10 protein-coding genes and 1 pseudogene are annotated in these 13,887 nt (G+C 33.0%); 8 read left to right on the top strand and 3 right to left on the bottom strand.

The window, feature by feature from the left end; translation table 11 throughout:
- The first annotated feature begins 8 nt into the window (after positions 1-8).
- From ACP7AT_RS00600 to ACP7AT_RS00585, 4 genes and pseudogenes are all read left to right on the top strand, one after another.
- Positions 9-1,721: a S8 family peptidase gene (locus tag ACP7AT_RS00600; protein ID WP_426062434.1), complete on the top strand. Its 1,713-nt coding sequence runs from the start codon at positions 9-11 to the stop codon at positions 1,719-1,721.
- Complete coding sequence (locus tag ACP7AT_RS00595; protein WP_426062433.1) at positions 1,721-3,427, top strand: S8 family serine peptidase; 1,707 nt, start codon at positions 1,721-1,723, stop codon at positions 3,425-3,427. Before ACP7AT_RS00600 ends, ACP7AT_RS00595 begins: the two co-directional genes overlap by 1 nt.
- Positions 3,427-5,636: pseudogene (locus ACP7AT_RS00590) on the top strand (lantibiotic dehydratase family protein). The gene ACP7AT_RS00595 and the pseudogene ACP7AT_RS00590 overlap by 1 nt, the downstream one beginning before the upstream one ends.
- A 3-nt stretch (positions 5,637-5,639) precedes the next feature.
- Positions 5,640-6,488: a thiopeptide-type bacteriocin biosynthesis protein gene (locus ACP7AT_RS00585; RefSeq protein ID WP_426062432.1), complete on the top strand. Its 849-nt coding sequence runs from the start codon at positions 5,640-5,642 to the stop codon at positions 6,486-6,488.
- 145 nt (positions 6,489-6,633) lie between these two features.
- Here the strand turns inward: ACP7AT_RS00585 and ACP7AT_RS00580 are convergent, their stop codons facing one another.
- The 3 genes from ACP7AT_RS00580 to ACP7AT_RS00570 all read right to left on the bottom strand — a co-directional run bounded on the left by ACP7AT_RS00580 (position 6,634) and on the right by ACP7AT_RS00570 (position 10,331).
- Positions 6,634-7,617 carry a hypothetical protein gene (locus ACP7AT_RS00580; protein ID WP_426062431.1) on the bottom strand — a complete coding sequence of 328 codons (984 nt, stop codon included), beginning with the start codon at positions 7,615-7,617 and terminating at the stop codon, positions 6,634-6,636.
- 81 nt (positions 7,618-7,698) lie between these two features.
- A complete protein-coding gene (locus ACP7AT_RS00575; protein ID WP_426062430.1) occupies positions 7,699-8,616 on the bottom strand; it encodes a hypothetical protein in 918 nt (305 codons plus the stop codon).
- A gap of 62 nt (positions 8,617-8,678) precedes the next feature.
- Positions 8,679-10,331, bottom strand: a complete 1,653-nt coding sequence (locus ACP7AT_RS00570; protein WP_426062429.1) for a hypothetical protein — start codon at positions 10,329-10,331, stop codon at positions 8,679-8,681.
- A gap of 368 nt (positions 10,332-10,699) precedes the next feature.
- On the opposite strand from ACP7AT_RS00570, the gene ACP7AT_RS00565 reads away from it, so the two are divergent.
- The 4 genes from ACP7AT_RS00565 to dut all read left to right on the top strand — a co-directional run bounded on the left by ACP7AT_RS00565 (position 10,700) and on the right by dut (position 13,859).
- Entirely contained in the window at positions 10,700-11,143 is a 444-nt protein-coding gene (locus ACP7AT_RS00565) for a GNAT family N-acetyltransferase (RefSeq protein ID WP_426062428.1), read from the top strand.
- Between the two features lie 10 nt (positions 11,144-11,153).
- A complete protein-coding gene (locus ACP7AT_RS00560) occupies positions 11,154-11,615 on the top strand; it encodes a hypothetical protein (RefSeq protein WP_426062427.1) in 462 nt (153 codons plus the stop codon).
- A 119-nt stretch (positions 11,616-11,734) separates the two neighbouring features.
- Complete coding sequence (locus tag ACP7AT_RS00555) at positions 11,735-13,201, top strand: lipopolysaccharide biosynthesis protein (protein WP_426062426.1); 1,467 nt, start codon at positions 11,735-11,737, stop codon at positions 13,199-13,201.
- Positions 13,202-13,424: 223 nt separating this feature from the next.
- On the top strand, positions 13,425-13,859 hold the full coding sequence (dut, locus tag ACP7AT_RS00550) for a dUTP diphosphatase (RefSeq protein WP_426062425.1): 435 nt from the start codon (positions 13,425-13,427) through the stop codon (positions 13,857-13,859).
- The last annotated feature ends 28 nt before the right edge of the window (positions 13,860-13,887 follow it).

Genomic DNA, 13,887 nt, shown 5'->3' with positions numbered 1-13,887 from the left:
AGATATTTATGATTAAGATTATACGATTTTTTATTCTTTTTATAATAGTAACCTTTTCAAGTAATTGTGGTACTAAACAGATTAATACAAAAGAACATAAAGCAGATTTAGTTGTAAATAAAATACAGCAGTCTAGTGTAAAACTTTGGCATCAAAAAGATAATAGACAGGATACGATTCCAGGAATTTCGTTAGATAAATGGTATAGTCAAAATAAAAAAGCAGCCAAAAGTATAGATATTGTTGTTGCGGTTATTGATACTCAAATCGATTTAAAACATGAAGATTTATTAGGCCAATTCTGGATCAACACAAAAGAAATTGCAAATAATGGTGTTGACGATGACAGCAATGGGTATATAGATGATAGTAATGGTTGGAACTTTATCGGAACAAAAAAAGGTAGTACTGTATGGTCTAATTTTGAATTTGTTCGAATAGTAAGAGAATATGAAAAACAATTCAGAAGTATCAAAAAATCAGAAGTATTAAATAACGACTTAAATAGTTATGCGGAATACATTAGAGCAAATAAAAAACTAGATCAAGAAAAAAGGTATTACCAGAATTGGTTGAAGTCATTAAAGCATGATATTGTAAAGTTTCCAATCGCTAAAGATAGTCTTAAACTGTATTTCCCCCAAGAGGATTATTCATATCAGCAATTGGATAGTATGTATAAAAAGTATAAAATTAATGATAAGTCATACATGCAAAGAAGAGATGATGGTGATGATGATTTCGGAGCATTGATTGAAATTGTAATGGCATCTTATGAGATAAAACAATTCAGTATTGATGATATAAAGCGCAACGAAGAAGAAATAGATTCTATTGTCAATAGAAATTTAAATGTGTCTTATAATGAAAGGCACTTTTTTGATTTGAATGATCACGTTTTTGACAAAGGATATGGTAATAATAATGTTGGTTCTAATTTATCAGGTATAACAATTAATAATCATAGTACTAGAGTTTCAGGTATAATAGCCGCCAATCGATCCAATGGAATTGGAGTTAAAGGAATAACAAGTAATGTTAAGATAATGTCTTTGAGTATTTCTCCATCGGGAGATGAACACGATAAAGATATTGCTTTAGCTATACGTTATGCTGTAGATAATGGAGCCAAAATTATAAATATGTCATTTGGAAAAGAATTCTCGTTGAACAAAGAATGGGTGAAGGAAGCTTTTAAATATGCTGAACAACATAATGTATTACTGGTGCACAGCGCAGGAAACAATAGTTTTAATGTTGATGTGAATCCTTATTATCCAACCGATGTCGCTTATGAAGATGGTTCTAAAGAAGTATGTGGTAATTTTATTAGTGTAGGAGCCACTACCGCTAAAATGGATAGTACTTTGGTAGCTTCATTTTCCAATTATGGAAAAAAGAATGTTGATTTGTTTGCTCCAGGAGATAAAATTTATACTACATCGGCAGGTAATACATACAAATCAGACTCAGGAACCTCATTAGCCGCTCCAATGGTTTCTGGAACAGCGGCTTTAATTTGGTCGTATTATCCTAAACTAACAGCTAAGGAGGTTAAACAAATTATTTTAGAATCAGGTACTGCTTATGATATTGAGGTTTTGGTTCCTGGTGGAGAAGGTAAAAAAGTCAAATTTAGTGAATTATCTAAATCAGGGAAGGTTTTAAATGTTTATGATGCAATGGAACTTGCTAAAAAAGTGAGTAAAAAGAAACGATAATGAAGCCAATTTATACTTTACTTTTCTTTTTAATCTTATTAGTAGGTTGCAAATCAACGAAAGAATCTATCACTTCTTCCTCCAAATCAATAGCTAAAAAGGAACTTATTCCATTAGCGATGCAAAATTGGCATCAAAAAGATTATCAACAAGATAGTATACCAGGAATATCGTTGGACAAATGGTATAATCAGAATAACAAGAAACCTAAAGACAGGGAAATCATAATTGCGGTAATTGATACTCAAATCGATTTGAAACACGAAGATTTACAAGGACAAATCTGGACAAATCTAGAAGAAATTGCAAATAATGGGATTGATGATGATAATAATGGTTATATAGACGATATTAATGGTTGGAGTTTTACAGGTACAAAAAGTGGTGGATATGTAGTATGGAATAGCTTTGAATATGTTCGCATTGTAAATAACTGGGGATCATTGTTCAAAGATAAAACAGAATTTCAAATTGATACTCAATATCTGCACAAATACAGACAATACCAAAGAGCACTAAAAACGCTAGAAGAAAGGAATAAATATTATAAAAACTGGTTAAAATCTTTAAAATATAACATCGCGGTTTACCCAAAAGTAAAAGACACTTTAAAATATTTTTTCCCTAAAGAGGATTATACCTATAATCAACTGGACAGTCTGTACAATAAGTATAAAATAAATAGCAAAACGTATAAACAAAGACGGGATGATAATGACCAAGATCTGGGAGCTTTTATCGATTGTATGATGGCTAATTTAGAAGTAAATCATAAAACGCTTGAGGACATAAAAGATTTGGAAATACAACTAGATTCCGTTGTTAACAAAAGTTTGAACTTGAGTTATAATGAAAGGCTACTTATAGGTGATAATCCAACTATTTTAGAAATAGGATACGGCAATAACAATGTCAGTAACACAATAAAAGGGGTCAGAACAATTCAAGATCATAACACTATGGTATCTGGAATTATAGCAGCTGATAGAAAAAACGAAAAAGGAATAAAAGGAATATCACAAAATGTAAAAATTATGCCTTTGAATATTTCTCCATCTGGTGATGAACATGATAAGGACATAACAATGGCAATCCGGTATGCTGTCAATAATGGTGCAAAAGTAATTAATATGTCTTTTGGAAAGGAGTTCTCTATGCATGAAGATTGGGTGTTTGAAGCATTTAAATATGCTGAAGAACACAATGTATTACTTGTTCGAAGTGCAGGAAATGAAAGTCTAAATGTAGATAAAAATGAATCTTTCCCTAGAGATATACCACTTGGCGGATTAAAAGAGATATGCGGTAATTTTATAACAATAGGATCTATAACTCATAAGTTAGATAGCACCTTTGTATCTGATTATTCCAATTATGGGAAAAATAATGTAGATTTATTTGCACCCGGTGATCAAATTTATACCACAAAAGCAGGCAATAGTTATGGGTATGATTCAGGAACCTCATTAGCTGCGCCAATGGTATCAGGAACAGCCGCTTTGATTTGGTCGTATTATCCTAAACTTTCAGTTCAGCAGGTAAAACAAATCATTTTAGAATCGGGTACTGCTTATGATATTGAGGTTTTGGTTCCCGGTGGAGAAGGTAAAAAAGAAAAATTTTCGGAACTATCCAAATCTGGAAAAGTGCTAAATGTATATAATGCGATGCAGCTTGCTGAAAAAGTGAGTAAAAAGAAACGATAATGAACAATCACCAAGTTCTTCCTTTCTTGCACTATGTTTTAAGAACACCTTTATTTCCATTGCCTTTCTATTTTGATTTATTGGAAAATTATTCCGAAGAGGTTTTATTGTCGCAGTTTGAAAACCCTTACGTTAGAGAAGCCATTCGTATGGCTTCACCAGAACTGTTAACGGCTTTAGACAAATGGAAAGCTGACCCTTCCAATTTATCCCATAAAAAAAGGGACAGTTTACAGCTTAGCTTATTGAAATATAGTGCTCGAATATCCGCTCGTTGTACTCCTTTCGGTCTATTTGCTGGTTGTTCCGTTGGTAAAATAGCTCTTGGAACTAACATCACGCTCCATTCTCCGGAAAATTTTAGTCGTTTTACACAATTTGACATGCAATTTTGGGTGGCATTATTACGAGAATTTGCTAAAAGAGAAGAAGTTATACCTTATCTTAAATATTATCCTAATAATTCGATCTATCTCTTGGGGATTTTTACCGATATGTTGAATACAACTATGTAAAAACAAAAAGAGTCCATACCATTTCAGCATTGCGAAAAACAGCCCTTTTAAGTGAATTAGTGCTCAAAGCAACATCAGGGATGACTGTTGATGAAATGGTTTGTCTTCTTGCCGATGATGATTCTGAAACCGCAGAAGCGTTAGAATATATTAATCAGCTTATCGATTTTCAGTTTCTTGTAAGTGAATTGGATGCAACAGTTACAGGTAGTGATGAATGGGGACGCGTTTTTTCTATCATCGATAAAATTCCGAACTTAAAAAAAGAGTCTCTACTTTTGCAAAGTATAAGAACTCAATTTTTAGTATTAGACCAAACGCTTGTTCCTTCTGAAAAAGACTATGAAGCGATACAGGATTTAATTGAGAAAACAGGTGTGGAGTTTGATGAAAAATATCTTTTTCAAACTGATTTAAATACGACCGCTTCCGTAAATACTTTGAGTACTAGTTCGCAAAAAAAAGTCTTCCAAGCGGTTCGTTTTTTAAACGGAATTCAAAAGCAAAAAAAGTCCGAAAACCATACGAGTTTTATAAAAGCATTTACTCAAAGGTATGAATCAAGAGAAATGCCTTTGACGACTGTTTTGGATACTGAAACGGGAATTGGGTATCTTCAAAATTCAGAAATGAATGATACACATGAGATATTGGAGCAGTTTTCTTTTAAGAGTAAAGTTCAAGAATCAGTCATTCAATCATGGTCCTCTCGTGATTTTATAATGGAAAAAAAACTACGGGAATGTATTTTTAAAAATGAAAAAGTAATATCGCTTTCTGAAAATGATTTTCCGGATTTTGATCCTACGTGGAATAATGCACCGGCTACCTTTTCGGTAATGATTGAAATTGCATTGCATCAAGAAAAAGAATTGCTTTCAATTGAATCTTCAGGAGATGTTAGCGCAGCAAAATTATTAGGTCGTTTTTGCAATGGAAACGATGCAGTTTACAATTTAACCAATGAAATTGTAGCAAAAGAGGTAGCCTATCATTCTGATAAAATCTTAGCTGAGATAGTTCATATCCCGGAATCAAGGACCGGTAATATATTGCGAAGACCTGTTTTAAGACCATTTGAAATTGCCTATTTGGCTAATTCGGCAGCAACTAAAAACTACACGATTGACTTAAATGATTTAATGATTTCGATACGCAACAACAAAATTATTTTGCGATCCAAACAACACAATAAAGAAGTTATTCCTTGTTTGTCAAATGCCCATAATTATGTTACTAAATCGCTGCCTGTTTATCATTTTTTATGTGATTTACAGTCGCAAGATGTAAAGCCTATTTACAGTTTCAGTTGGGGTGTTTTAGAAATGCATTATGATTTTTTTCCAAGGGTTGAGCATAACGGGGTACTACTTTCAAAATCAAAATGGATGGTAAGTAAAACTGAAATTATATCTTTCAATAATATATATGGCAATCAATTATTCGAAGCTTTTTCGATTTGGAGAAATCAACGAAGCATTCCTCGTTTTGCAAATTGGGTTCATTTTGACAACACATTGTTACTTGATTTTGAAACTAATATAGGGATTCAATTATTTTTGAAATCAGTTGTAAATCATGTTAAAATCACTTTAGAAGAATTTCTATTTACAGAGGAATCTGTGGTGAAAAACGCAAAAGGTGAAAATTTTGCCAATCAGTTCATTCTATCCTATTATAAAGACCAATTGTAAAGTATGAAAAGGGATTTTTGCATAGGAAGTGAATGGCTGTATTATAAAATATACACTGGAGTAAAAACAGCAGATCTTATATTATCTGAAAAGTTGTATCCCTTAATTTTAGATTTACAAAAGGAAAAGATAATTGCCAAATGGTTTTTTATCAGGTATAAAGATGCTGATGAGCACCTAAGAATTCGTTTTTACTGTAAAACCCCAGAAAACACCGCAACGGTAATCGCCAGAATGTATCCGCTTTTAAATATGTTGTTGGAACAAAATAGCATTTGGAAAGTGCAAACGGATACGTACCAGAGAGAAATGGAACGATATGGTGAAAAAACGATGATTGCTTCAGAAAAATTGTTTTGGCATGATAGCGAAATGATCCTGCATTATTTAACGGTGAAGTCCTCTTTTGAAAAAAAGGAAATGCCCCTTTTTTTTAGCTTTACTGCTGTCGACACATTTTTAAATTCTTTTGGGTTAAGTAATTCCGATAAATTATCTTTAATGGATCAATTACAACTGGCTTTTAAAAAAGAATTTGATGCGGATAAAAGTCTTAAAAAAGAATTGGATAAGCATTATAGAAAATTGTTTCAGGAAATGCAGCGGTTTTTACTAGGAAAAGCGGCAGAAGATCATCCTGAAATTTTCAATAGTATTAATGCAAAGAATAAAAAACACAATGATATGATTAATTCCATTAAAGGAAAATTACAAATTCCTTTATCCGAATTTTTATGTAGTCACATTCACATGATGCTGAATAGACAATATACCTCGAAGCAACGAATGTATGAATTGATTGTCTACGATCATCTACATCGCTATTATAAAATTCAAGAATTTAGAAAATGAAACGCCCATGACGATCTTCACTGATAAACAGCAATGTTATAATAGGCGTTCCTTCTTCCAATAAAAAAAAATAGAATAAACAGATGATGTAAAAGGGTTTGATTCCAAAGTGAAACCCTTTTATTTTAGAACGAAATATAAAGTTTTAGTTTAATCCAGTTACTTCAAATAGTCCATTATTTATGGTATTTAGGAGCACACCATTATCATACACTTGCATGTTTATTTCACCTGTAGTTACTTTTAGTCCGTTGATGATGACGTGTTCTTTGATAATATAACTTCCTGAGGTTTGAAACTTTTTCCAATCGACGGGACGAAACCATAACAATTGAGTAGCTCTAAAAATACCAATGTATTGCTCTAAATCGATCCTGTTTTCCGGACTGTTTTGGTCAAAAGTATAGGTTCCTTTATCCAAATCCCATAAATCTTTTTTGGATTTGATTATGGCGCGGTAACCGTTATGAGAGTAAAACCTAAAGTTATATGGATTTACTTTTAAATCTGAGTCAAACGACCCAGCGTGATAATTAGTAGAAAAAGTAAGGTTGTTTGTTTCAAAATTTAAGTCGCTTATGAAACTAGTACATGAAGTATTGCTTATTTTATTAACAGTAATTTTTCCAATAATTTTTTTTCTTTTTTGGGGTTCATCTAATGAGGGAATGTTCGTTTCTACATGCAGTAGCTGCCCAGAAAAATCAAAACTCAAATATTTTTTTGACTCGTTGTAAACAAAGTTGTTAACTGAAAACAGACCTTTCAAATTAAAGTCTGGAGTTTCAAAAGGTTTAGTGCTCTCACCAAATCTAGTGTAACTAATTTTTCTAAGAACACCTTTTTTGGTAATAGATAATTCAAAAATAAAATGCGGTTCGCTCTTCCCTTTATCATAAATAAAGGAAACAAAAATAGTGTTGCAACTTTCATTAGCCACAAAAAATTCATTTTCGATTCTAAATTTTTCGTTTTCAATTTGTAATTCGAAAGATTGCTCAATTACTTTATCGATTGTTTCGTCTCTACTACAAGAGATAGAAAATGCTAAAAAAAACGAAAGGGCAATTTTTAATATTAATCTCCCGAAACATAAGTTTCGAGAGACTACAGTTTTTAATTTCACCATTGTACAGGTATTACTTGAAATTGAAGAACCCTTACTGGACAAGTTCGGGGAATGAATTTTAATTAGTTTTTTGCAAAAGAATTAGAAGCTCCTGCCTTCAAAGGAGCCTTTAACTATATTATGAATTAATACACCATTGTCATAAACTTGAAGATTCATTTCGCCTTTAGTTACTTTTATTCCGTTTACTATTTTATGCTCCAGAATGGTATAATTACCTGCTGTCTGATACTTTTCCCAGTCAATCTCTGCATAATCATAAGTTTGTGTTGCTCTCAAACGACCTATATATTGTTGAAAGTCAATTCTGTTCTCAATCGTGCTTTGGTCAAAATTGTAAGTTTTGCCTTTTTCAAAATCCCAAAAATCGTCTTTTAGATTAAAAATAGCTCTATAGCCGTTGTTGGCATAAAAACGATAAAAGTATGGATTACTGCTTAAACTAGTGTTAGAAGTTCCATTGGAATATGTCGTTGTGAAGACTAGGGCAGGAGTTTCAAATTGCATCGTCGGTAAAAAAGCATTGCACTGGGAGGTATCAAGATCATTAATAGTTACCACTCCCTGTATGTACTTTCTAGGAAAAGTTTTATGTGCATCATCAGGATTATATTGAACCTGAATCACTTCGCCACTGTATTCAAAGTGCACGTACTTTGTAGCTTCGTCATATTTGAAATTTGTAATTTTCATCAATGCAACCGGGTTAAAATCTGCTGTTTCAAATCTATTTTGACCTCCTGTGAGAGCAAAGTCTACCAGTGTTGCCTTGTGCAATGATCCGTTTTTGAGTATATCGAAATCAATAGCAAAATGTCCATCAGGCTGATCATAAACAAACCCTATCGAAAGTCTCCCACAATTTTCTGCTGCACCAACGGATTTATTGACTACTTTGTAGTTTTTATCACCTAGTTGGATTATAAACAATCGATCTGTTGTATTAATTTCAGGCGCATCATCGTTACAGGAATATAAAAATGATAATAATAATAACATTACTACTTTTAAAAGATTCCCTGCAAAGCTATCGCTTTGACAAGGGATTGTAATTATTTTTTTTACCATTGTACTCGTGTTGGCATTATGCTAAACTCAACTCTTCCAGTTGAGTAGGTTCGGGAGATAAATACGCCAGTAGTCGGGTTTTTATTTATAGCGTTATCATAGAATGAAACAATTGAACTTCCCAAAGGATTACTGGTGGTTGTAAACTCCATGTTGTATGTATTAGTCTTTGTTACTTCTTTAGTGACACCCCATTTCAGTCCTACTTTAAGAATTTCAAAAAGAGTTCCTGACAATTCGCCATTCACATTTGCGGTTATTTTAGTCGATTGCGATTCGCCTATATTCTGTTTCACGGTTGTATCGTATTCTTCAAATTTAAATTGCCAATCAGCACCGTATTTTGAAAGATCCCATACCTCGAGCTGTAACTTAAGATTATATTTTGGATCAAGGAAATCTATTTGTTTTGTAGCAACGATCTCGGTCCTAATGAAAGTTTTCCTCCAAAACCATGTGCCAGTAGTATATGAGGAATAACTCATTGAAAATAAATCGTCAGGTTTTAAGCCAAAGGTTTTTATTTTGGCTTCTCCTGTATCATTAGACTTAGAGCCAAAGTAACAATAGACATTAAATTCAAAGTCTCCATCTGTCCATCCTGATGATCTATTGATTCTATAATCACTAACCTGCTGTGGATCTGGATCACCTGGTGAACTATTAATTGAAATGTAATTAAAAGCAACTTTAGGATCGCCTGCTAACCTAAATGACGTAATGTGTTCCGCATAATTTCTTGTTAGCGGACCTGTAGTATTGGTTGTTGTTAGTCCATGGTAGATATAGTCTCTTTGCCAACCATCGTTATTGTTCCAAAAATTATATGCATCAATTAAACGCTCATCTATGGACGAATTATTAACAATGGGCGGGTTAGGGTTTGAAGCATTTGGATCAAAATTTTCATCAATAAACTCAAAATTTTCAAAATCAACATTTGCCAGTTTTGTATTTTTGTTTGTTCTGTTTTTATTTTGTTTCACCCTCAATCTTTCATTTTCTTTAATTACGATAATAGGAAATCCTGGAGTTAATTCGGCTTCAATTACGTATTTATTTCCATCTTTACCAATAACAGGAATATCATTAGAGGTGTTTAATCGAAACGCGACTTCAGGAACTTGGTTTTCATCATTTACATCCCATGTTTCTGCCGAAAAGTAGCCTAATGGCAATTCAGGAACAAATATAGTTAACAGGGGTAATTTTTGTTCAATTTCAATTAACTCTGCTTCATTTTTAAAAAAAGGAAGAATAGCATTTCTAAAAGTAGTAGCTTGAGAAGATTTAATTAAGATACTTTTGTCAATTTTCCCATTACTTTTCCCGTTATAATCAATTGGTGTAATACTTTTGTTTTTTACCAATTGATACATTACATCATAGTCCTTGTCAAATTTCTTTAAGGCTTCTTCTTTTACTAACCGTCGTAAATCTTGATTAGCAACTAATGCATTAGCAAGTGATTCCGCAAATTTCATTTTTAATTGTCCATTTTCATCCATGTTCATTGATGAAAATGGAATTTCTGTGTTTATTAAATTTTGCGTTTGAGGTGTTGTAGGTTCTTCACCACTACAACTGCTGGTTAGAATGGTTATGCACGTGAGCCATGCAAACGGTTTAAATAATTTTTTTTTCATGTTTTTTAAATTAGTTTTATTAAAACTTTAAATTGTTTGTGGCGAGATCGAAGAATAATGAATATCTCTTAAATCGTGAATAATAAATTTTTTCAAATCAAATTTACTTTCAATAACGTCTTACTAAAAACTTGTTTGATTTTCTGTTCCCAAAACTAGAGCGATAAAAATTCTTACACAAATACTTGTTATCGGAATTCGCGGAATTTCGTGTTCGAATTCCGTGAATTTCAATATGTTATTTAAAAAAAGAAAGTAATTCATTTTTTTTAGAAAATAAGGATCGTATTGTCTTTCAGAAAAATGATAATTTCAATTCTTTCAAACCATTCTTTTTTTCTTTAATTTTACGTTTTTGAAAAATAAACATGAAAATACAATTAAGAGAACTCAGCACAGTAGAAGAAATGCTTGAAAACATTGAAGTAATGCGATTTTTATATCCCACATTTACGGTAGAAAAATACCAATCGTATCTTACGGAGATGATTCCGCATAATTACAAGCAGGTAGCCGTTTTTGAAAATGAGGTTTGTGTGGCGGTTTCCGGGTTTTGGTCGGGAACAAAACTTTGGTCGGGAAAATACATCGAGATTGATAATTTTATTGTGCACCCGGATCACCGTTCCAAAGGATTGGGCAAAATGATGACGGATTATGTTGATGTATTGGCGAAGGAAACTGGTTGTACCATGATCGTTTTAGATGCCTTTACCGGAAATTTCACCGCACATCGCTTTTATTACAACCAAGGTTATGTGCCAAAAGGGTTTCACTTTCTTAAGATTTTAAATGAAGAAGGATTAAGTTAAATTAAAAATTATGAAAAGATATAAATCCATTGGCGCCTTATTTATCACCGCTATCAGCCTTACTTTTTGTGCCACGAAACAAGAACTTCAAACAGAATTTCCTCAAGAAATCCAGTCTGCTTTTTATCAGAAAATGCAGAATGGCAACGAAAATAGCGGTACTCATTTTTATATCGAATTTAAAAAACCGCTTGCGACAAACATCAAATTGGAGAAAATCTATTTTCACAATCAAGAATCTCCGGTTGAAAAAATCACTAAAAACACCTTTGTAGCACATTTTTATCAACGTAATAAAAAAGAAGATTTAATTTTGGATAGTAATCCTGCCAAGGAATACGGCAATAAAGGGCCCGTAATTAAAAAATCTAAATTTGATTTGAAACCCAATGAAGCAATTTTGAAATACAAGAAAGACAATAAAACCCAGTTCTTTAAAATAACCAACCTCATAGAAAAGCCATTGCGGTAATTGCGCAATAGAAAAGCTTTTGTTTTTGATTGTTCTCTTTCAAAACAAACATTCACTTCAATGGATTAAACCAAAGAATTAGTTATTTTTGGCTTTTTAATTTTAATAAAAACACCATTTTGGGATTATATAAAAATCTTTTTAAACAGACTGCCATTTACGGATTGGCAACGGTCATCCCCCGAATGTTCAGTTTTTTATTGGTGCCTTTATACACTGATTTATTGCCAAAAGCAGCATACGGAAAGGTTTCGATCATTTTTGCCGGCATGATTTTTTTTAATGTCATTCTTGCGTACGGAATGGAAACCGCTTTTTTTAGATTTTACAATAAAGAAACAGACAAGAAATCAGTAGTAGAAACCACATCCGTTTCGCTTTTTTGGACTTCCATTTCGTTTCTATTCATAGCATTATTATTCCGCAATAAATTAGCCGTTTGGGCTGGAATTGACGCGCAATTTATTACGTATAACATCTGGATTTTAGTGCTCGACGCTTTGGTGATTGTTCCTTTTTCTAAATTAAGGGTCAATCAACAACCGATAAAATACGCCATAATCAAAATAGGAAATGTAGCTGTCAATTTGTTTCTGAACCTTTTCTTTTTGAGTTATTTGCCGGTGATTTCACAATCGAATCCGGATAGTTTTTTAGGTTCTTTTTACTTGGAAGATTTTCAGATAGGCTATATTTTTGTGTCTAATTTAATTGCCAGTCTACTGACCTTTATAGTGTTGTCACCCAATTACTTTATATTGAAATGGCATTTTGATTATTCGCTTTGGAAACGAATGATGCAATACGGTATGCCTGTTATGGTGGCCGGAATAGCATTTGCCATCAACGACCAATTTGACAAAATTTTATTGGGATACTTATTGCCTCCTGACATTGCTGATGCCGAAGTGGGAGTGTATAACGCCTGCTACAAACTTGGATTGTTCATGGTTTTGTACCGAACTGCCTATACTTTGGGAATCGAACCCTTCTTTTTTAGCCACTCGGATAGTCAGGAAGCGCCACAAACCTACGCTACAATTACCAAATATTTTGTCATTTTTGGCTCTTTTATATTACTGTCCGTCATCGTTTTTGCCGATGTGCTCAAAGTTATTATGATCAGGGATGAGTCCTATTGGGAAGCCATGAAAGTAGTGCCGCTGATTATTCTGGCCAACTTCTTCTTAGGAATTTACACCAATCTTTCCGTTTGGTACAAACTGATCGACAAAACACATATTGGCGCCTATATTTCCATAGTAGGGGCCATAATCACACTCGCGTTAAATTACCTACTGATCCCAACAATGAGTTATTACGGGTCGGCAATTGCCACGATTGCGGCGTACGGAAGCATGATGTGTATTTCCTACTATTTCGGGAATAAATATTATCCTATTCCGTATGATACGAATAAAATTTTCATGTATCTATTGATTTCAGTAGGATTTTCGGCAGTTTCCTTTTATGGTTTCAGAGAGAATTATTACGTAGGAATCACGTTATTACTGGTATTTATGTATTTTATATACCACAATGAAAAAAAATTATTAATCAAAATATTGAATCGAAAAAAGAATTAGAATCTAGTTTTTAGGAGCTATTTCCTGCTATTCGCTGCAAATGAAATTCACTGAACTCAAATGAAAATAAAAGTATAGTGAAGTAATCTTTTCCTTTTTAAAGAAAAAAGGAAAAGGATTTCCACTGCTATCAGGGCTAAAAAAAATCTAAAACAATACGAAAGATCATGTAGGGACAAGTCGCGACTTGTTGCTCCTACTTCCATATTTTAAATAAAAAACAATGACAGTAAACATAATCAACAAATCACAACATGCCTTGCCTAACTATGAAACCATAGCCTCTGCAGGAATGGACTTACGAGCCAATTTAACTGAATCTATTATTTTAAAGCCACTGGAAAGAGCCATTGTAAAAACAGGTCTTTTCATTGAATTGCCCATAGGTTATGAAGCACAAGTACGTCCGAGAAGTGGTTTGGCCGCCAAAAAAGGAATTACGGTTCTGAATTCTCCTGGAACAGTTGATGCCGATTATCGTGGTGAAATTGGTGTAATTTTAGTAAATTTATCCAACGAAGATTTCGTTATTGAAACCGGAGAACGCATTGCACAGCTCATCATCGCAAAACACGAACGTGCGCAGTGGATTGAAGTACAAGAGCTAACAGAAACGTCAAGAGGAGAAGGCGGTTTTGGAAGTACGGGAGTAAAATAAATTAATTAAATAATTCAAAGATTGGAAA

Origin of the sequence: Flavobacterium sp. DSP2-3-1, assembly GCF_049896865.1 — a bacterium.
GTDB lineage: Bacteria > Bacteroidota > Bacteroidia > Flavobacteriales > Flavobacteriaceae > Flavobacterium.
This window is presented reverse-complemented; position numbering and strand designations above follow the sequence as displayed.

Excerpts from the sequence above, each read along its gene's own strand:
- ACP7AT_RS00600 (WP_426062434.1), top strand. The coding sequence starts at position 9 with ATGATTAAGATTATACGATTTTTTATTCTTTTTATAATAGTAACCTTT.
- ACP7AT_RS00595 (WP_426062433.1), top strand. The coding sequence starts at position 1,721 with ATGAAGCCAATTTATACTTTACTTTTCTTTTTAATCTTATTAGTAGGT.
- ACP7AT_RS00585 (WP_426062432.1), top strand. The coding sequence starts at position 5,640 with ATGAAAAGGGATTTTTGCATAGGAAGTGAATGGCTGTATTATAAAATA.
- ACP7AT_RS00580 (WP_426062431.1), bottom strand. The coding sequence starts at position 7,617 with ATGGTGAAATTAAAAACTGTAGTCTCTCGAAACTTATGTTTCGGGAGA.
- ACP7AT_RS00575 (WP_426062430.1), bottom strand. The coding sequence starts at position 8,616 with ATGTTATTATTATTATCATTTTTATATTCCTGTAACGATGATGCGCCT.
- ACP7AT_RS00570 (WP_426062429.1), bottom strand. The coding sequence starts at position 10,331 with ATGAAAAAAAAATTATTTAAACCGTTTGCATGGCTCACGTGCATAACC.
- ACP7AT_RS00565 (WP_426062428.1), top strand. The coding sequence starts at position 10,700 with ATGAAAATACAATTAAGAGAACTCAGCACAGTAGAAGAAATGCTTGAA.
- ACP7AT_RS00560 (WP_426062427.1), top strand. The coding sequence starts at position 11,154 with ATGAAAAGATATAAATCCATTGGCGCCTTATTTATCACCGCTATCAGC.
- dut (WP_426062425.1), top strand. The coding sequence starts at position 13,425 with ATGACAGTAAACATAATCAACAAATCACAACATGCCTTGCCTAACTAT.